The organism is Acetobacterium malicum subsp. dehalogenans DSM 11527, from assembly GCF_000472665.1.
Taxonomy (GTDB): Bacteria; Bacillota; Clostridia; order Eubacteriales; family Eubacteriaceae; genus Acetobacterium; species Acetobacterium malicum.
The window spans coordinates 1-18,410 of the sequence record NZ_AXAC01000050.1; the positions used below are offsets into that span (position 1 = coordinate 1).

The window sequence follows — 18,410 nt, forward strand, 5'->3', positions numbered from 1 at the left end:
ATCGGTACGGTGGCCGGCGATCTTCATGACATCGGTAAAAATCTGGTTTCGATGATGATCGAAAGTGCCGGTTTTGATATGGTTGACCTCGGTGTGGATGTTCCGGCCGATACCTTTGTTCAGGCGGTTAAAGATAACACCAATGTCAAACTGGTGGCCTGTTCTGGTCTGCTGACCACGACCATGCCAGCTTTAAAAGAAGCCGTTCAAACCATTAAAGCGGCTTACCCGGATTTAAAAGTCATTGTTGGCGGGGCTCCGGTAACACCAGAATACGCGGCTGAAGTTGGTGCTGACGGATACGCTCCGGATGCCGGCAGTGCGGCCGTTAAAGCTAAAGAACTGGCAACAGCGTAAGTTTTTATTTACCAATAACTAATCCCATTCCATAATTTAAAGCTAAATTCAAAATGATAAAATGAACATCCCAAAATTTTAGGAGGAATTATCAATGTTAACAAAAAGACAGAATTTGATGGAAGTCATAAAAGGCGGAAATCCCGATCGATTTGTCAATCAGTATGAATTTATGGAAATAATCTTAGAAGCGCCGATGGATCTTCCCCTGGCACCCGCTCCCGGCACCAGAGTTAAAAATAAATGGGGAATAACCTTTGATTGGCCCGCCGATCAAATTGGCTCTTTTCCGATGCACGATGATGAACACAAGGTCATCAAAGACATTACCAAATGGAAAGAAAGTGTCAAAGCCCCATCGGTTTTCTATACCGATGAAGAGTGGGCTCCCGCAATTGCCCATGCTGAATCAGTAGATCGCAGCGACAAATTTGTCACGGCCTTTTGCGCTCCCGGTATTTTTGAAATGACTCATCATCTGATGAGTATGGAAGATGCCCTGATGGCGCTCTATGAAGAACCGGAAGCGATGAAAGAACTGATCGATTATGTCGTCGAGTATGAACTGGCTTATGCCAAAGAATTTATCGAACACATCCATCCTGACGCTTTGTTTCATCATGACGATTGGGGCAGCCAAATTTCCACCTTCATCTCACCAGCAATGTTTGACGAGTTTATTCTGCCCGCTTACAAAAAAGTCTATGGCTATTGGAAAGCTAATGGCGTGGAACTGATTGTTCACCACAGTGACTCCTATGCGGCAACGCTCGTTCCTGAAATGATCGAAATGGGTGTTGATATCTGGCAGGGTGTCATGACTACCAATAATGTTCCTGATCTGATTAAGAAATACGGTGGCCAGATCACCTTTATGGGCGATATTGACAGCGGTCGGGTTGATTTCCCCGGCTGGACGCGCGAGCTGATTTATGCTGATGCAAAAAAAGCCTGTGAAGAATGTGGCAAGCTTTATTTTATCCCCAATTTAAGTCAGGGGTTGAACATCAGCTCTTTCCCCGGCGTTTATGAAGCAACCAGTGAAGTTATTGATCAACTCAGTAAGGAAATGTTCTAAAGGCAAATATTTTTTAAGCTCTATCCCAATTAGGACCCCATCCGGTTCTAATTGGTGATAGAGCTATTTTTATTGCCCTAATCTTAAAAAAACATAAGAAAACTGCACATCAGGCGTTGATATCTGCTCAACGCCTGATGTAACCGCATACAAGCCTCAACTGTGCGGTTTTCACACACAAGTGAGCGTCAACAAGAAACACAAATTGCTTTTGATTACTAAATACATTGCAAAAAAAATTGCGGGATCCGGGGTTTTATGCAGAAATTTTTGTGATAATTATCTAGCTTTATAGTATAATTATAAAACCGTATCTCATCTTGTAAAATTCGGCACATTCCCGTATTTTTTAAAAAGTTAGTTACACTTTTATCAATGTGTATGGTATCGTCAAATACAAAAAATTACTCGTTAAACATGAATAAAAATTGTTGAATTTTAAATGGGACAATAGTATTCTGTTCATTACAAAAAAGATTTTTCTGAGGAAGGTTAAAATGCGTATGAAACACACTAGTTTACCACCAAAGCAGGGGCTTTACGATCCTGCTTTTGAACATGATGCCTGTGGTATTGGAGCGATTGTCCATATCAAAGGAAAGAAATCCCACAGTATTGTACAGCAGGCTTTAACAACACTTGTTAATTTGCAACACCGTGGCGGCCGGGGCTCGGAACAGAATACCGGTGATGGCGCCGGGATTCTGATTCAGATCCCCCACCAGTTTTTGGAAAAAGCTTCTATTAAAGAAGGCTTTACTCTACCCCAACCGGGCGACTACGGTTTGGGGATGTTATTTATGCCTACCGATGCCAATGAAAGAAGCCAATGCGAACAAATTCTGGAAGCTATTATAATAGAAGAAGGTCAAACCCTGCTGGGCTGGCGTGATGTTCCGGTAGATCTCTGTGATCTGGGGAAAACCGCCGTCGAAAGTATGCCTTTCCTCAAACAGATATTTATCCAAAAAGATCCGGCCATCACCGATACCATGGATTTCGAACGAAAACTCTATACTATTCGAAAACAGACCGAAAAGAAAACTAAAAAGAAGGGTCTCTCTTTTTATGCGGCCAGCTTTTCTTCCCGCACCGTTGTTTATAAAGGGATGCTGACCGAAGATCAGGTGGGTGAATTCTATCTTGATCTTCAGGACCCGGATGTGACCACCGCCATTGCCATGGTTCATTCCCGTTTCAGCACCAATACTTTCCCCAGCTGGGAAAGAGCCCACCCCAACCGCTATGTCATCCATAATGGCGAAATCAACACCCTCCGGGGCAATGTCAACTGGATGTATGCCCGACAGTCCCTGCTCCAAAGCCAACTCTTTGGCAATGAACTGGAAAAAACCTTTCCAGTTGTTGATGTTGATGGCAGTGACTCATCGATCTTTGATAACGCTTTTGAATTTTTGAGCTTAACTGGACGTTCTTTGGCTCATAGCGCGATGATGATGATTCCTGAGCCATGGTCCAAACATCAAACCATGAGTCCTGAGAAAAAGGCTTTTTACAACTACCATTCAAGAATGCTGGAACCCTGGGATGGCCCTGCCGCCATCGCGTTCACCGACGGTATCCGTCTGGGCGCGGTTCTTGACCGAAATGGTCTGCGGCCTTCCCGTTACTATGTGACCAAAGATGACATGGTTATCTTGTCCTCTGAAGTTGGTGTTTTAGATATTCCACCCGAAAACATTCTCTGCAAAGAGCGTTTAAAACCGGGTCGGATGCTGATGATCGATACCGAAAAGGGCGAAATCATCAATGATGAAGACCTGAAATATTCGGTGGCTTCCCAGCAGCCTTATGCCAAATGGATTGCCGAACATAATATCACTCTGGATAAATTGCCGGCACCAAAAGCTGAAATAAAAGCCGATAAAGAAAGCCTGGTTCAGCGCCAAAAATCTTTTGGTTATACCTATGAAGATTTAAAGGCCCTGATCATTCCGATGGCTAAAGACGGTGTCGATCCGATTGGTGCCATGGGCAATGATATCCCGCTGGCAGTCTTGTCCGATAAATCTCAGCTCCTGTTTAATTACTTCAAGCAGATGTTTGCCCAGGTAACCAATCCGCCCATTGATGCCCTCCGGGAAGAATTGATCACCGGAACCGAGGTTTACCTTGGTGGCGAAGGCAACCTGATCCATCCATTGCCCGAAAGCTGTCATCAGATCAGTCTCGACATGCCGATTCTCAGCAATGAAGATTTGGAGAAAATCCGCGAACTGGATGATCCCCGGATCAAAACCATCACCCTATCCACCCTGTTTGAAAGCAATACCGGCGGCGATGGACTGGAAAAAGCTATGGAAGATCTTTTTGTTGCCGCTGACAAAGCGATCGCCGAAGGGCATACCATTATTGTCCTTTCTGATCGCGGTGTTAATGCCAAGATGATGCCAATTCCATCAGCACTGGCGATTTCTGGTCTCCATCATCATTTAATCAACAATCTGACCCGAACCCGAGTCAGTTTAATCGTGGAATCCGGCGAACCCCGGGAAGTCCATCATTTTGCCGTGCTGATCGGTTATGGTGCCACTGCTATTAACCCTTATCTGGCTTTTGAAACGGTGGAAGACCTGATCGAAAAAGGTTTGTTAACGGATGTAAGTTATGAAAAAGCGGTTAAAACCTATATCAAAACCGTCAGCAAGGGCGTCATTAAAGTGCTGTCAAAAATGGGGATTTCAACCATTTTAAGTTATCACGGCGCCCAGATTTTTGAAGCCGTGGGGATTAATTCCGACGTCATCGACAAATATTTTACCCGAACCCCATCCCGTATCGAAGGGATTGGCATCAATGAAATTGCCCGGGAATCGCAAATGCGTCATGACGAAGCCTATCGTAATCCCTTTGCCGACGCCAATACCCTTGAATCTGGCGGCAATTTCCAATGGCGGGCTGATGGTGAATATCACACCTATAATCCCGAAGCAATTTATAAATTGCAGACTGCCTGCCGTAACGGTGATTACCAAACCTATCAGGAATATACGGCCCTGATTAATGAGCAGAGTCAGCGTACCTGCACCTTAAGAGGAATGATGACCTTTAAAGATCGTCAGCCGATTTCGATTGATGAGGTTGAATCCGTTGAAAGTATCTGCACCCGCTTTAAAACCGGGGCCATGTCTTATGGTTCGCTAAGCAGCGAAGCCCATGAAAGTCTGGCCATTGCCATGAACCGTATCGGCGGCAAGAGCAATACCGGTGAAGGTGGCGAGGATCCGGAACGACATATTCCGCTACACAATGGCGATTCCCGCCTCAGTGCGATTAAACAGGTCGCTTCTGGTCGTTTTGGCGTCACCAGCCATTACCTGTCCAGTGCCCAGGAAATTCAGATTAAAATGGCTCAGGGCGCCAAACCCGGTGAAGGCGGTCAGCTGCCGGGACGTAAGGTCTATCCCTGGGTTGCTAAAACACGGTTCTCCACCCCTGGTGTGGGACTGATTTCACCACCACCTCACCATGATATTTATTCGATTGAGGATTTAGCGGAACTGATCCATGATTTAAAAAATGCCAACCGTGAAGCTAAAATCAATGTCAAACTGGTTTCTGAAGTCGGCGTTGGGACCATCGCTGCCGGTGTTGCCAAAGCTAAAGCTGATGTTATTCTGATCAGTGGTTATGACGGTGGTACCGGAGCTTCGCCCCGAACCAGTATCCGTCATGCCGGTCTGCCCTGGGAACTTGGCCTGGCCGAAACCCATCAGACATTAGTACTTAATAATCTAAGAACCCGGGTAAAAGTTGAAACGGATGGCAAGCTGTTAACTGGTAAAGATTTAGCCGTTGCGACCTTACTGGGAGCTGAAGAATACGGATTCGCCACCGCCCCACTGGTCATTCTTGGTTGCGTGATGATGCGGGTCTGTCATCTTGATACCTGCCCAGTTGGGGTAGCAACGCAAAACCCTAAACTGCGTGAACGGTTTACCGGTGATCCCGGACATATCGTTAATTTCATGAAATTTATTGCTCAGGAACTGCGCGAAATCATGGCTGAACTTGGTTTTAGAACCATTGATGAAATGGTCGGCCGTTCCGATAAACTGGAAATGAACAAAGCGATTGACCACTGGAAAACCAAAGGACTGGATTTCTCCAGTATTTTATACCAGCCCGAAGTTCCAGAAGGCGGCGGTTTATACTGTCAAATCGAGCAAAACCATAACATTGAGAAATCCAAGGATTTAACCGAACTCCTGGAACTCTGTCAACCTGCTTTGGACAAGGCTGAAAAAGTGGTCATTAACACCACCATTAAAAATGTCAACCGGGTTGTCGGTACCATCATCGGAAATGAAGTTACCAAACGCTATGGTGAAGAAGGTTTACCGGAAGACACCATCACCCTTAACCTGAAGGGTTCTTCGGGCCAGAGTTTAGGTGCTTTTATTCCCCAAGGGATTACCATCAAACTGGAAGGCGATGCCAACGACTATTTCGGCAAAGGCTTATCGGGCGGAAAAATGGTCATTTACCCACCGAAAGAAGCAACCTTTGTTCCGGAAGATAACATTATCATTGGAAATGTGGCCTTCTATGGGGCTACCCAGGGTGAGGCCTATATTCGGGGCGCTGCCGGCGAACGTTTCTGTGTCCGCAACAGCGGGGTTACCGCAGTGGTTGAATCAGTGGGCGATCATGGCTGTGAGTATATGACCGGCGGAAAGGTTGTTATCCTCGGAAAAACCGGCCGAAACTTTGCGGCGGGGATGTCCGGCGGAATCGCTTATGTTCTGGATCTGGATGAAAACTTCTGTGAATCCTGCAATGCTGAAATGGTTGATCTGGTTAAAATCACCGATGCTGCCGAACTATCCGAACTTAAAGAATTAATCACTAAACACCGGGATTATACCAATAGTTCCCTAGCGCAGAAAATTCTGGATGACTTTGATCGCTATGCGAAACTGTTTACCAAGGTTTTACCTCGAGATTACAAACGAATGCTGGATGCCATGGAGCGGGTTAAAGCCCAGGGTCTCACCGGCGATGAAGCCTTAATGGCAGCTTTTGATGAAAATAACCGGGATCTGTCCCGGGTAAGCGGAAATTAGAGAGGAGGTAAACAATTATGGGAAAATCAACAGGATTTTTAGAATATAACCGGGAAGTACCCAAGGATCGGGAACCTCTTGAACGCATTAAAGATTGGAACGAGTTTCATTTAGAACTGACCGAAGAAAAACAACGCCTTCAGGGCGCCCGCTGTATGGATTGCGGCGTACCTTACTGTCACTCCGGCATGATGATTGCCGGCGGTGCCTCAGGCTGCCCCATTCATAATTTAATTCCGGAATGGAATGATATGATTTACAAGGGTCTATGGAAAGAGGCCCTGGTCCGACTACTCAACACCAATAATTTCCCCGAATTCACCGGCCGGGTTTGCCCGGCTCCCTGTGAAGGGGCCTGCACCGTGGGATTGAACGAACCCCAGGTAACCATTAAAACCAATGAATGCACAATTATCGACCATGCTTTCAAAGAAGGCTGGATTACCCCCAATCCACCTAAACAACGGACCGATAAAAAAATTGCCGTGGTGGGCTCCGGTCCAGCGGGACTGGCCTGTGCCGCCGAGCTGAACAAAGCCGGCCACAACGTCACCGTCTACGAACGGGCTGACCGGATTGGTGGACTGTTAATGTACGGTATCCCCAACATGAAACTGGATAAGATTGACGTGGTTCAGCGTCGGGTTGACCTGATGACTGCTGAAGGCATCAACTTTGTCACCAGCACCGAAGTCGGTAAAGACTATCCCGTTGCTGATTTAAAAGTGGATTATGATGCCGTTGTTTTATGCGGCGGTGCTACCAAACCCCGCGATCTGCCGGTAGTAGGCCGAGAACTGCAAGGCGTTGGTTTTGCGATTGACTTTTTATCTGCCAATACCAAAAGTCTGCTCGACTCCAACCTGGCCGACGGCAACTATACTTCGGCCAAGGACAAGCATGTGGTCATTATCGGCGGCGGTGACACCGGCACCGACTGTGTTGCCACCTCGATCCGTCACGGCTGTAAAAGCGTGCTGCAATTAGAAATTATGCCTAAACCACCGGCCACCCGGGCTGCCAATAACCCCTGGCCGGAATGGCCTAAAACCTATAAACTGGATTATGGTCAGGAAGAAGCCGTTGCGCTTTATGGCAGCGATCCCCGCCAATACTGCACCACCACTAAAAAAATCGTCGGTGATGCCAACGGCCAGGTCAAAGAAGTCCATACCGTGGAAATTGAATGGCTGGCCGACGAGGCCGGACGGATGACCATGAAAGAAATTCCCGGAACTGAAAAAGTGCTGCCGGCTGATCTGGTTTTACTGGCGATGGGCTTCCTGGGACCGGATGACCTGTTAGTTGACCAACTGGGTCTGGAACGGGATCCCCGCTCCAATGTCAAAGCCGATTACGGCGTTTACCAGACCAGTGTCGATAACATCTTTGCTGCCGGCGACATCCGCCGCGGCCAGAGTCTAGTTGTCTGGGCCATCAATGAAGGCCGGGAAGCCGCCCGCGCCTGCCACCATTATTTAACTAAAAAATAATTTACCCTGAACGTAACTAAAACAACCACAAAATCCGCACTGGATCTTGTGGTTGTTTTTTTTAGGTTACTCTGGTCTTTTCAGTCTTTTTTTGGCACGATTGTTTACACAATCACAATCTCACAATCCAAAATCCCAGCCTGGTTCTCTTTTTCGAAATAGTTAAAAAGGGTGGTTCGAATATCCTGAACCACTTCCAGGGTATAGTTTTCCAAACCATAAGTTGCCATGTTCATTTTCATCGTTTCGATCTGATCCGGGGTGTAAACCTCCCCAACCAGGTCCAGTCGCAAATTTTTTCGATCCGGGTCAATGGTCGCTCTCATGGTGGTGGCCGTTGATGAATTGACTTCCGCGTTCACAAATGATTCAACCTTACTGGTCAGATAATTGTCCATAATCGAATCCACCGACACATAAACCGCGGAAACTGCTGCCGGAATGGTGATTAGAATCATCCCGATAATGATCCCCCGCTTTAAAATCTTGTTGAAGCGTTCTTTAACCACCGCTGCCTGTTTGAGCTGCAGCAGTTTACAAAAGGCAAAGGTTGCCAGCATGATAAAAAAAGCATTGATCAGAAATAAATAAGCAGCCGGGAAAATGTAATCTGGGTTGCTGTTGGCTATTCCATACCCAACCGTACACATTGGTGGCATTAATGCCGTGGCAATGGCTACACCCGGGATGACATTGGTTTTTTCTTGTCTGGTTATTCCGATGACCCCGGCCGTTCCGCCAAAAAAGGCGATCAGCATATCAAAAAAAGAAGGCCCGGTTCTGGCCATTAATTCACTGGTGGCCTCGTGAATGGGGGTCAGCGAAAAATAAATGGAAGCGCCAATCAAAGCAATAATAATCTGAATGACAAAATTAAGGGCGGCATTTCGCAACAGCAGCCCGTCGTAGGTGGCCAGGCTATAACCGATGGCAATAATTGGGTTCATCAATGGCGATATCAGCATAGCACCGATGATGACCGCCGTTGAATTGGTATTTAGACCAACCGAAGCCACAATGATGGCACAAAAAAGAATAATCAGCGGCGCCCCCTTGAGCTTGACGCCGGATACAATGCTTAGGTGGATGGCATCGGCATCCATTTGATCGGATCGGATATCAAATAAACCATTTTTAAGATAATCAATCATGCTAAATCTCCCCATCTCATTTGCTTATTGTCTTTTATTACCCCATTAGACATAAAAAAAACTCTGCATTATTGATTATAGCAAAGTTGGCATCGGCATTCCATCCATTTACAGGTATTCTTTTATTGCCGATCCGCCCGTCCAACCACAAAAAAGCTGAAAGCCGATTCCACAATTATTTATGTAGAATCGGCCTCAGCTTGCAATCTCAGTTGTCATTTTTTGGGACTCACCCCTTTCTGTTTTTCAAAAATCTTCCTATTCACTTTTCCATTGTAAATACTTCACTTGTTTTTGGGATTATCTTACTTTTTATCTTCGCTTTTATTATCCTTTTATCCATGAGCTTATTCAGGTTTTTAAGTAAAATAAATTTCTGAACAATCTGTTCTTTCGTTCAAATTTCTCCCTTTTGTTACTCTGAACTTCAATTGAAAATCATCTCGTCTTCTCACATCGATTGTTTATTTCTGATCTATTATTTTTATTATGACCACATTTTTTATTTTTATGTGGTTAACCATAATGTAAATACCGATCACCAATAAATCTGATTGTGATTAACAATGTACTTCTTAATTCTTATTGCGATAAGAATTTTTCCATCGTAGCGTCAATGATTGATAAAAACAAATCCTCGAAGTTTATCGCTGAGTTTTTATTTATAATTGGATAACCTTCTCCCTGATTTTATCATTCAGCCAAGTGCTTATTTACTTTTCAATGATCCTGCCATTTAATTGGAAAGGATTGGTTGATCCTTGATTCAATTATATTGTATCACGTTTCTTCGATAAGTAAATAGCCATTGTGTAAACGTTTGTATTTCTTTTGTAAATATGCATTCTGGCTTTATTATGCTGTTTACGAAACTAAACGGAAATCTATTTTTTCAAATATTTATAGCAATTTGCTGATAAATTCCCTCTACATGGGTATTAAACATATGATCATTAGTTTCTTAAGAGAGGTGTTGTTATGGTAAGAGTTGAAGACATTAATATGAGCTACCGCATTTACGGAGACGGATATCCTCTGCTTTTAATTATGGGTTATGGCGGTACCATGAATCTTTGGGAGGAGCGTCTCCTTCGTTCCCTGTCAAAAAAATACAAGGTTATTGTATTTGACAACCGTGGCATGGGCGAAACCAGTTCCGGGCATAAGGCCTTCACAATCGAACAATTTGCGGAAGACACCTATGAATTGATGGCTGTCTTAAAGATCGAAAAAGCTCATGTTCTGGGCTGGTCCATGGGTGCGTCGATTGCCCAGGAATTAGCCTTGCAGCATCCCGAAATCGTCAACAAGCTGATTCTCTACGCATCGCTTTGTCATCCGGAAATTTTTCCACCTGAACCAAAGGTGCTTTCCAAACTCGAAAATACCCTGGGAATCCCTTCTGACAAAGCTTATGAGTGGTTACGGCTGATTTTCCCGGCCGAATGGATTAAAAACAATCAGGATCGGATTCGGGAAATATTCTATCGCCCCCTGGGAACCATGAATCCTGATGCGATCCTCAAACAAGCCGAGGCTATCAATAAATGGGAGGGTTCCTGCAATCGAATCCCCTTTCTCCAACATGAAACCCTGGTTATTGACGGTAAAGACGATCTTATTCTACCCTCGGAAAATGCCCAATACCTGGCCAGTAAATTGCCCAATTCCAAACTCGTTTTAATTGCCGAAGCCGGACATGGTCTGATGTTTCAAAACCCGGATAAGTTCAATCTAATAATTAATCTGTTTCTGGACTAACCCCTTTAAAATTGACTCCTCTAATATCGCAAATTCACAGTGACGCTGTTCGATTATATACGATTCTTTCACAGTCAAAATGAGACTGGTTTCTCTTAATTCAGAAACCAGTCTCATTTATCTAATGCTATTTTGTTAGCTTACTTCATTTTAATCTGAACATGCAGGTCAATCGCTGCTGTTTCTTTCATAATTCTAACAAACAATTCGACAATCTCCGGATCAAATTGAGATCCGGCATTTTTCTCAATTTCAGCCAAAGCTCTTTCCCGGTTCGTGGCTTTTTGGTAAACACGATTTTCGGTCATGGCATCATAGGCATCGGCAACTGCAATGATCCGTGACAATAGCGGAATTTCCTCACCCGCCAGACCTTTCGGATAGCCACTACCATCCCAATGTTCATGATGACTGAGAATATACTCAGCAATTGAAACCAGCTCAGGAGATGCCACCGCTATGCGATAACCAATTTCGGGATGTTTTTTCATTTCAATCCATTCCTCATCGGTCAGCTTTCCCGGCTTAGTCAAAATACGATCATCGATTCCCACCTTTCCAATATCATGCAGGGTCGCCAACAGCTCCAGATTATCCAGTTCAATTTGGGAAAGATGAAGGGCTTCTCCGACCATTCGGGACAACGCTGCCAGCCGTTCCGAATGCTCCTCGGTTTCGTGGCTTTTCTCATACATCGTTGCCTTGATTGATGAAATAATGGTACTGTGTGAGCTGCGCTGCTCCAGAAGCTTGCGCTGGTTCATATATAATTCGGCTTTTTTGATGGTTGCCTTCAAATCGCCATGGGGCACTTCTTTGGTTCCGGATCCCAGGGCGACATTGATATGAAAGGCTTCATTTAAAATGCGCCGATTGTGCCGCATAAAGGCTTTTTTTATTTCTTCCATGCGCTTTAAAGCTATTTCCCGTGACGTTTTGGGCATTAAAATGCTGAACTCATCACCGCCGGTTCTGGCGACGATTTCACCTTCACGGCAGCAGTTTTTCATAATCTGCGCCGTTTCGATAATAATACGATCTCCGGCTTTATGACCAAAGGCATCATTCATCAGTTTGACCCCATTGATATCGCCAATAATAATCGAGATGGGCAGCTGCTCACTGTTATCAATCCGCTTTTGTTCTTCTTCCCAAAATAGCCGATTATATAGCCCGGTTAGATGATCGTGGTAACTTAAATAACGGTATTGTTGCTCACTGGCTTCCAGATTTTCTTTGGATCTGGCAATAATTTGCGCTTGTTTCTCCAGCCCATCGTAGATCATTTGAATAATATAAAGCAGACCAATTCCCAGTACCTGACTGGTGATTGCAACAATCAGCCATCTTGACCCATAATCAGCAATGGCAAATTCATCAAAAAAGCCGCGGATCAGCAAAATCGTAATGACGAAAAAAGCAAACAGATTAAAGGCGATAAATTTCATAATCCAGTTTTTGTCTAACAGGGATCCGGATAAAACCAGCACCACTGCCACGCAAACCATCCCCGCACCCATTGGTCCGGCAACAATAAGCACCAGCACACTGGCAAAATAACCGATCAGCAAAAAAAATAACTTTTTGATGCGGATATTAATTTTTCGATTAACCAGCACAACGACAGAAAGAAAATACAGCGAAAATTCGATGGCTGCTACCACATATTTGCCTTCCTCATAAAATAAATAGGCACCATAAAAAAATAGTACTGGTCCCAATACAATAAAATAAAAAGTGATGTCATAAAATAAGTGGTTTTTCAAATAATTGAGATCTCGGTAACCATCACTATTGTTTTTAATATTAGCGGTTTGCATTTTCAGGTTTTTGAACAGCTTTTTTATGAATCCCATCGCCTCAGCGATTTTTTGTTTGATTATCTGATTCATACTTTTCATAACCCTTTCAACAAATGTTCTCTCCCCCTAAAGCATTCTAGATTATATGCTTAGCTTTCTTCAACTATCCGGTTTACTATAGTAGATACCCCCTGATTCACTTTTTAGTCATAAAGTTAGCAACTCCCTGACGACCATTATTCTCAACATAAAAAAGCCGTCAATCGCATATTAATAGGCAATTGACGGCTTTATATTTATACTTTCTCGGCAATCGTACGAATCAACTCTTCTGAAGCTTTCCAGCCCAAACAGGAATCGGTGATGGACTTTCCATAAACCCCACCATCAACCGGCTGATTCCCTTCTTCAATGTAGCTTTCGATCATCAGACCCTTGACATATTTTTTCAAATCGGCATCATAATGGCGATTGCGCAGAATCTCCCGGGCGATTCGGGGTTGTTCGCCGAATCGCTTGTTGGAATTGGCATGATTCAAGTCAATAATAATCGCCGGACAGGCGAAATCCCGTTTTTCATAGAGTTTAATCAGATGCATGATATCCTCATAATGATAATTCGGATAATTGCGTCCATGCTGATCCACCGAGCCACGCATAATCGCATGAGTCAGAGGGTTTCCCGAGGTTTTTACTTCCCAGCCCCGGTAGATGAAGGTATGGCCGGCCTGGGCGGCCTGAATGGAATTGAGCATTACGGTAATATCACCGCTGGTGGGATTTTTCATTCCCACCGGGATTTCCAGTCCAGAGACGGTTAACCGATGCTTCTGATTCTCCACCGACCGGGCCCCAATGGCCACATAGCTTAATAGATCTTCCAGATAGGCATAATTTTCCGGATACAGCATTTCATCAGCACAGGATAAGCCCGTTTCTTCAATGGAGCGGATATGCAATTGCCGAATGGCTTTTATCCCCTCGACCATATTGGCTTTTTTATTGGCATCGGGCTGATGGAGCATCCCCTTGTAGCCTTCACCGGTGGTTCGTGGTTTATTGGTATAAATACGCGGAATGATGACAATTTTATCTTCCACTTCTTTTTGAATAACACTTAGACGGTTCACATAGTCAATTACCGCCGTTTCATTATCTGCCGAGCAGGGACCGATAATTAGAATAAAACGATCATCTTTTCCTTCGAAAACATCTCTGATCATCTGGTCCCGCTGGGTTTTTATTTTTTTGCCAGCCTCAGACAGCGGCATCATTTTAAAAATCTCACTGGGTGACGGAATTTCCTGGATCAACTCAAAACTCATTTGTTACTCCCTCTAAAACTATTTTTACCATCTTTATCACCGATCTGGTTTCTATTGGCCATTTTACCCTGGCGACTGAATCGGTATTCTTTTTGTTTGTATTTATTATAGAGATTAATGCTCCACCTGACAAGACTTATTATTGATGACCAACTCCTCACGGACGGTTGGGATTTGTCCAGCCCTTTTATGACCTTTATTGGCCAACACAACCGAAACCCGAAACAGCTGGTCAGCTTGTTCAAAACGTGCGTCGCCATCATACTTCTTTGCAATGGCCAGCACCGAAATGATGCCAATACCCGATGCAGCTTCTCTTTTTTGGGAAAGATAAACGCCGTTTTTTAATCGAATCTCGCCGCTGAAAGGGTTATCTACAACAATATACAACTTGTTGCCGATAAATTGGGAACTCAGTTTAATAAATTGTTCCCCGGCAGTGATGCGCCGACAGGCCTCCAGTGCGTTTTCCAGAACATTTCCAAAAACAACGCATAAATCCGTTTCATCGATTTCCAAATCCTCCGGAACGATTGTTTCGATGGTAAAATTTATGCCTTCCTGCTTGCAGATGTTGGCATAATAGCCCAAGATGGCGTTGACGGCATCGTTGCCACAGTACAGAATATCCGAAATATTCAAGCGATTTCCCAGCAGTTCGTAAATATAGCTTTCTACCTTTTCTTCGTTCTGCTGCTGGATCAATCCCAGCACGGTGTTTAAATGATGCCTCAGGTCGTGTTCGCCTTTGCGAGTCTCTTCAATACACTCGCCAAATTTTTTATAATATTCCGACTGAAACAGCAGCTGCTGTTTGATGACCTCATTGCTTTCGGCCAGAATAATATTCTTTTCTGATTGTTCCAGCATTTCAATGACCACATAATAAATCAGGTAGAATCCAAAAAAAGAGACCAGATTAAAGATTAAAAACTGCCATTGAGCAATCAGATTGGCATTCATAGCGCCAAATGCCAGAAAGATAATGTAGTAGACCAGCGGGATAATCCACAGGTATCCCCAGGCTTTGTTATGTGTCTGCATGACATGGGATATTTTTTTTCTAAAAAAAATCCATATCAATGGATAGGTAATCATCAAAACCAGACATTGAAACAGGTTAAAGTAAAATGAAAAAGATGTCTGGACATAAACCCGGTGTAATCCATAGGTCAGGTAGGAAACCTCAAAAAACTTGGCCATACTGACGATAAAATCAGCATAACTTTTGACCAAAAAGGCAATGAATACCAGTTTTGATGGGGTTCCTCGAACCACGGCCGTATATACCCCAACATACAGCAACAGAAAAAAAACACTATGAAAAAAACGCAGACTGTTCCACTTCGGCACCATTTCAATGATCAGGATCACTGAAACAATATTCAGGAGCATACACAGGGCTCCCAGGGTGATTACAGTCTTTTTCGAATAGCGAAGCTGGTTCCAGACTGGAATAAAAGCCAGAATAAAATAGGGAACGATCGAAAGGCCGATCCCCCAGACAATGTTCAGATTACTGCTTAGCACTGGACTCACCTCTAACTTTTGAGAATACAAAGTCCACATACTGCTGTCGCACAGCGACACTGTTACTTCGCGGAATCCCGACTGTATCGCCGTTTTTCATAATAAAATCAGCAGCGGTATAGTCTGCCACGTAATTCATATTAATGATGCTGCAACGGTGGCAGCGTAAAAAAGGTGTCCCACCCAGCAGGTTCTCCAGCTGTGATAAGGGCAGGTAGGTCTTTATTTCTTCGTTCGTAGTATGGATGACCGAAACCTTATTGAAAACCTCTACATAGATAATATCTTTCAGCCGCAGGGCAATCTCCAGTTTTCCAACGGGGATTTGGATCGCTTTCATATCCTCTGCCAGCATAGCCAGGCATCGATTTAATGCTTCAACTATTTTATCTTCGACGATGGGTTTAATAATGTAGTGCCGGGCGCTTAGTTCAAACCCTTCAATGGCAAAATCTCTGCTTGACGTAATAAACACCATTTGGCAGTCCTCACCCCGGTTCCGGAGTTCTTTTCCGATTTCGATGCCGTTGCCTTCTTCCAAATAAATATCCAGAAATATAATATTGAAAGCGCCAAGCTGATAATGTGCCCAGAAATCTGCCGCCGTCGAAAAAAAAGCGATCTCAAAATCATAACCATTGATGGCACTGTAGTTTTTTAAAAACACCCTAATTTTTTCCTGGTGTTCCGGTTCGTCTTCGCAAACTGCTATATAAACCATGCTGTCCTCCATTTGACCGTTGATTCATTGACGTTATTTAATAATTTTATCATATTGAATCCCATTTCACAATTTATTTGCAACTTTATCATGCGCGAAACGCAGTTTTTCCTCGCGAATTTGAATTGTTTTAAAGATTTTTTGTTGTTATGATAGTCTTAACATTAATTTATTTAAGAGGTGAAAAGAATGAAAAAAATGAAATTTTTCAGTGTGTTAATGGTTTTTGCTCTGTCGGTGTTTATTCTTGCCGGCTGTGGCGGTTCATCTTCAGCGGATAATTCTTCATCAGCTGATGAAACCACCGTTTATTCTCAGGATTTCACGGTCGTAAATGAAACCGGGATTGAAATCTACGCACTCTATGTTTCGCCAACTGGTGAAGCAAGCTGGGGTGATGATATCCTGACCACCGATACCCTACCCACTGGCAGTTCCACCGATATTATCTTTGACACTGAGGTCGAAGAACAATACTGGGATCTGATGATTGCCGACTCGGCTGGTACCACCGTTGAATGGTCGAATATTGATCTGTTCGCGGTTTCAGAGATCACGCTGAAAATCGAGAACGGCACTCCGACTGCCACATTTAAATAAAACATCAAAAAAATAAAACCGCTGCGGATTTTTTCTCACAGCGGTTTTATTTTTTTTATAATAATTTAACTTTTTATGTCTTTGCTGAATTAGAACATTAACTCGCTCATTTTATCAATAGCTTCGTCGTTTGATTCATAAACACCTGGGAAGCATCCAAAATTCAAGCCATGGCTGGCCCCGGGAATAAAGTAGAGCTTGCCGCAACGTTCGCAGGCTTCTTTTGTTTTTTCGAAAACGATTTCCGGAGTCCAGCCCGGGAAATCAATAACACCGCTGTCGATATCACCCATAAAGGAAATTTGGCCGCCGTATTTTTTGATCAACTCTGGGACGTTGTTGGTTGTCATCACCCCTTGCCAGATATCAATGCCCATTTCAATCATCGCCGGAACCAGGTTGGCAGCATAGGAGTCACTATGGTGCACAATCAGTTCTACGCCATTTTCCTTATAAAAGCCGTAGATTTTTTTATAGGCCGGGACGAAGAATTCGGCAAACATTTCCGGCGAAACGAAGGAAGAACGCTGGCTGCCCCAGTCATCATGATGGAAAATACAATCCGGATGAAGACGGCTGATCATTTCTTTGGCATAAGCCAGTTCATACTCAACCAGATAGTCAATCAGATCATGCATATCTTCCGGTTCTTCATATAAAGCCATCAGAGCATCTTCCATGCTCATCAGATGATGGGTCATTTCGAAGATTCCTGGTGCCACAAAGGCGGTTGCAAATTCTTCATTGCGATCGATGGCATTGGCGTGGGCAACCGCTGCCGCCCAGGCTTCGTCTGAGGTTTCCACCGCTGGCGCTTTAACCTGATTGCGCCAGTCGGTGATGTCTTTTAAAACCTTATGTTCGTCGTCATGAATGGGGAAACCACCCAGTTGACCTTCCGGCCAGGTAAAGGTTATTCCCCAGCCATTTTTAATCGTCTGGCCAGGTCCACACATCGCCCCGATAGGCGCTTCCATGATAATATTCATAAATTCATATTGTTTTACAAAGCGATCGGGATTTCCACCTTTGATGGTTTCCAGCAAATTCTGTCTTTTTGTTAACATTTTTATACCTCCTGAATTTTTGTAGTGAATAATAAACCGGCCCTAAGTTTGGTAATTTTTATTTCAATTTACGCGATAACGCTAAGCAGTTGCCAGTTCTTTAGCTTTAACGGCGGCACTACCAGCATCGGGTGCATAACCGTCGGCGCCAACTTCAGCTGCGTATTCTGGTGTTACCGGAGCCCCGCCAACAATGACTTTTAAATCCGGGTAAGCCGCTTTAATGGTTTGAACGGCTTCTTTTAAAGCTGGCATGGTCGTGGTCAGCAGACCAGAACAGGCCACCAGTTTGACATTGGTGTTATCTTTAACCGCCTGAACAAAGGTATCGGCCGGAACATCCACACCGAGGTCAACCATATCAAAACCGGCACTTTCGATCATCATCGAAACCAGATTTTTACCGATGTCATGAAGATCGCCGGCCACCGTACCGAT

Annotated in this window: 13 protein-coding genes; 6 read left to right on the forward strand and 7 right to left on the reverse strand. The window is 44.1% G+C overall.

The features are described from left to right. From A3KS_RS0116025 to A3KS_RS0116040, 4 genes are all read left to right on the forward strand, one after another. Nucleotides 1–357 (forward strand): cobalamin-dependent protein (locus tag A3KS_RS0116025; RefSeq protein ID WP_026395766.1); only part of this gene is annotated, 357 nt, incomplete at its 5' end. A gap of 94 nt (nucleotides 358–451) precedes the next feature. Then, nucleotides 452–1,435, forward strand: coding sequence for a uroporphyrinogen decarboxylase family protein (locus A3KS_RS0116030; protein ID WP_026395767.1), 984 nt, complete (start codon nucleotides 452–454; stop codon nucleotides 1,433–1,435). A 503-nt stretch (nucleotides 1,436–1,938) separates the two neighbouring features. After that, nucleotides 1,939–6,522 carry a glutamate synthase large subunit gene (gene gltB, locus A3KS_RS0116035; protein WP_026395768.1) on the forward strand — a complete coding sequence of 1,528 codons (4,584 nt, stop codon included), beginning with the start codon at nucleotides 1,939–1,941 and terminating at the stop codon, nucleotides 6,520–6,522. A gap of 17 nt (nucleotides 6,523–6,539) precedes the next feature. Continuing rightward, the gene (locus tag A3KS_RS0116040; protein ID WP_026395769.1) at nucleotides 6,540–8,015 is read left to right on the forward strand and encodes a glutamate synthase subunit beta; all 1,476 of its coding nucleotides are present in this window, start codon (nucleotides 6,540–6,542) and stop codon (nucleotides 8,013–8,015) included. A 104-nt stretch (nucleotides 8,016–8,119) separates the two neighbouring features. Here A3KS_RS0116040 and A3KS_RS21625 read toward each other — a convergent pair whose 3' ends face one another. Next, nucleotides 8,120–9,166 carry a DUF389 domain-containing protein gene (locus A3KS_RS21625; protein ID WP_051355949.1) on the reverse strand — a complete coding sequence of 349 codons (1,047 nt, stop codon included), beginning with the start codon at nucleotides 9,164–9,166 and terminating at the stop codon, nucleotides 8,120–8,122. Between the two features lie 978 nt (nucleotides 9,167–10,144). Here A3KS_RS21625 and A3KS_RS0116050 point away from each other — a divergent pair. Next, a complete protein-coding gene (locus A3KS_RS0116050; RefSeq protein WP_026395770.1) occupies nucleotides 10,145–10,927 on the forward strand; it encodes an alpha/beta fold hydrolase in 783 nt (260 codons plus the stop codon). Nucleotides 10,928–11,067: 140 nt separating this feature from the next. On the opposite strand, the gene A3KS_RS21630 is transcribed toward A3KS_RS0116050, so the two are convergent. The 4 genes from A3KS_RS21630 to A3KS_RS0116070 form a co-directional block, all read right to left on the reverse strand. Then, nucleotides 11,068–12,819 carry a bifunctional diguanylate cyclase/phosphohydrolase gene (locus A3KS_RS21630; RefSeq protein WP_169727713.1) on the reverse strand — a complete coding sequence of 584 codons (1,752 nt, stop codon included), beginning with the start codon at nucleotides 12,817–12,819 and terminating at the stop codon, nucleotides 11,068–11,070. A 206-nt stretch (nucleotides 12,820–13,025) separates the two neighbouring features. After that, nucleotides 13,026–14,054: a 3-deoxy-7-phosphoheptulonate synthase gene (locus tag A3KS_RS0116060; protein WP_026395771.1), complete on the reverse strand. Its 1,029-nt coding sequence runs from the start codon at nucleotides 14,052–14,054 to the stop codon at nucleotides 13,026–13,028. Nucleotides 14,055–14,168: 114 nt separating this feature from the next. Further along, entirely contained in the window at nucleotides 14,169–15,584 is a 1,416-nt protein-coding gene (locus A3KS_RS0116065; RefSeq protein ID WP_026395772.1) for an ATP-binding protein, read from the reverse strand. After that, nucleotides 15,571–16,305 carry a LytR/AlgR family response regulator transcription factor gene (locus tag A3KS_RS0116070; RefSeq protein WP_026395773.1) on the reverse strand — a complete coding sequence of 245 codons (735 nt, stop codon included), beginning with the start codon at nucleotides 16,303–16,305 and terminating at the stop codon, nucleotides 15,571–15,573. The genes A3KS_RS0116065 and A3KS_RS0116070 overlap by 14 nt, the downstream gene beginning before the upstream one ends. 189 nt (nucleotides 16,306–16,494) lie before the next feature. Here A3KS_RS0116070 and A3KS_RS0116075 point away from each other — a divergent pair, with 189 nt between their 5' ends. Then, a complete protein-coding gene (locus A3KS_RS0116075; protein ID WP_026395774.1) occupies nucleotides 16,495–16,905 on the forward strand; it encodes a hypothetical protein in 411 nt (136 codons plus the stop codon). Nucleotides 16,906–16,994: 89 nt separating this feature from the next. On the opposite strand, the gene A3KS_RS0116080 is transcribed toward A3KS_RS0116075, so the two are convergent. Both A3KS_RS0116080 and A3KS_RS0116085 read right to left on the reverse strand, forming a co-directional pair. Further along, nucleotides 16,995–17,972, reverse strand: a complete 978-nt coding sequence (locus A3KS_RS0116080; protein WP_026395775.1) for a uroporphyrinogen decarboxylase family protein — start codon at nucleotides 17,970–17,972, stop codon at nucleotides 16,995–16,997. A gap of 81 nt (nucleotides 17,973–18,053) precedes the next feature. Then, nucleotides 18,054–18,410, reverse strand: a 357-nt coding sequence (locus A3KS_RS0116085) for a cobalamin-dependent protein (RefSeq protein WP_026395766.1), incomplete at its 5' end; no start/stop codon positions are given.

Bases quoted from the DNA above. Each gene is read 5' to 3' on its own strand.
- A3KS_RS0116030 (WP_026395767.1), top strand. From the start codon at position 452: ATGTTAACAAAAAGACAGAATTTGATGGAAGTCATAAAAGGCGGAAAT.
- gltB (WP_026395768.1), top strand. From the start codon at position 1,939: ATGAAACACACTAGTTTACCACCAAAGCAGGGGCTTTACGATCCTGCT.
- A3KS_RS0116040 (WP_026395769.1), top strand. From the start codon at position 6,540: ATGGGAAAATCAACAGGATTTTTAGAATATAACCGGGAAGTACCCAAG.
- A3KS_RS21625 (WP_051355949.1), bottom strand. From the start codon at position 9,166: ATGATTGATTATCTTAAAAATGGTTTATTTGATATCCGATCCGATCAA.
- A3KS_RS0116050 (WP_026395770.1), top strand. From the start codon at position 10,145: ATGGTAAGAGTTGAAGACATTAATATGAGCTACCGCATTTACGGAGAC.
- A3KS_RS21630 (WP_169727713.1), bottom strand. From the start codon at position 12,819: ATGAATCAGATAATCAAACAAAAAATCGCTGAGGCGATGGGATTCATA.
- A3KS_RS0116060 (WP_026395771.1), bottom strand. From the start codon at position 14,054: ATGAGTTTTGAGTTGATCCAGGAAATTCCGTCACCCAGTGAGATTTTT.
- A3KS_RS0116070 (WP_026395773.1), bottom strand. From the start codon at position 16,305: ATGGTTTATATAGCAGTTTGCGAAGACGAACCGGAACACCAGGAAAAA.
- A3KS_RS0116075 (WP_026395774.1), top strand. From the start codon at position 16,495: ATGAAAAAAATGAAATTTTTCAGTGTGTTAATGGTTTTTGCTCTGTCG.
- A3KS_RS0116080 (WP_026395775.1), bottom strand. From the start codon at position 17,972: ATGTTAACAAAAAGACAGAATTTGCTGGAAACCATCAAAGGTGGAAAT.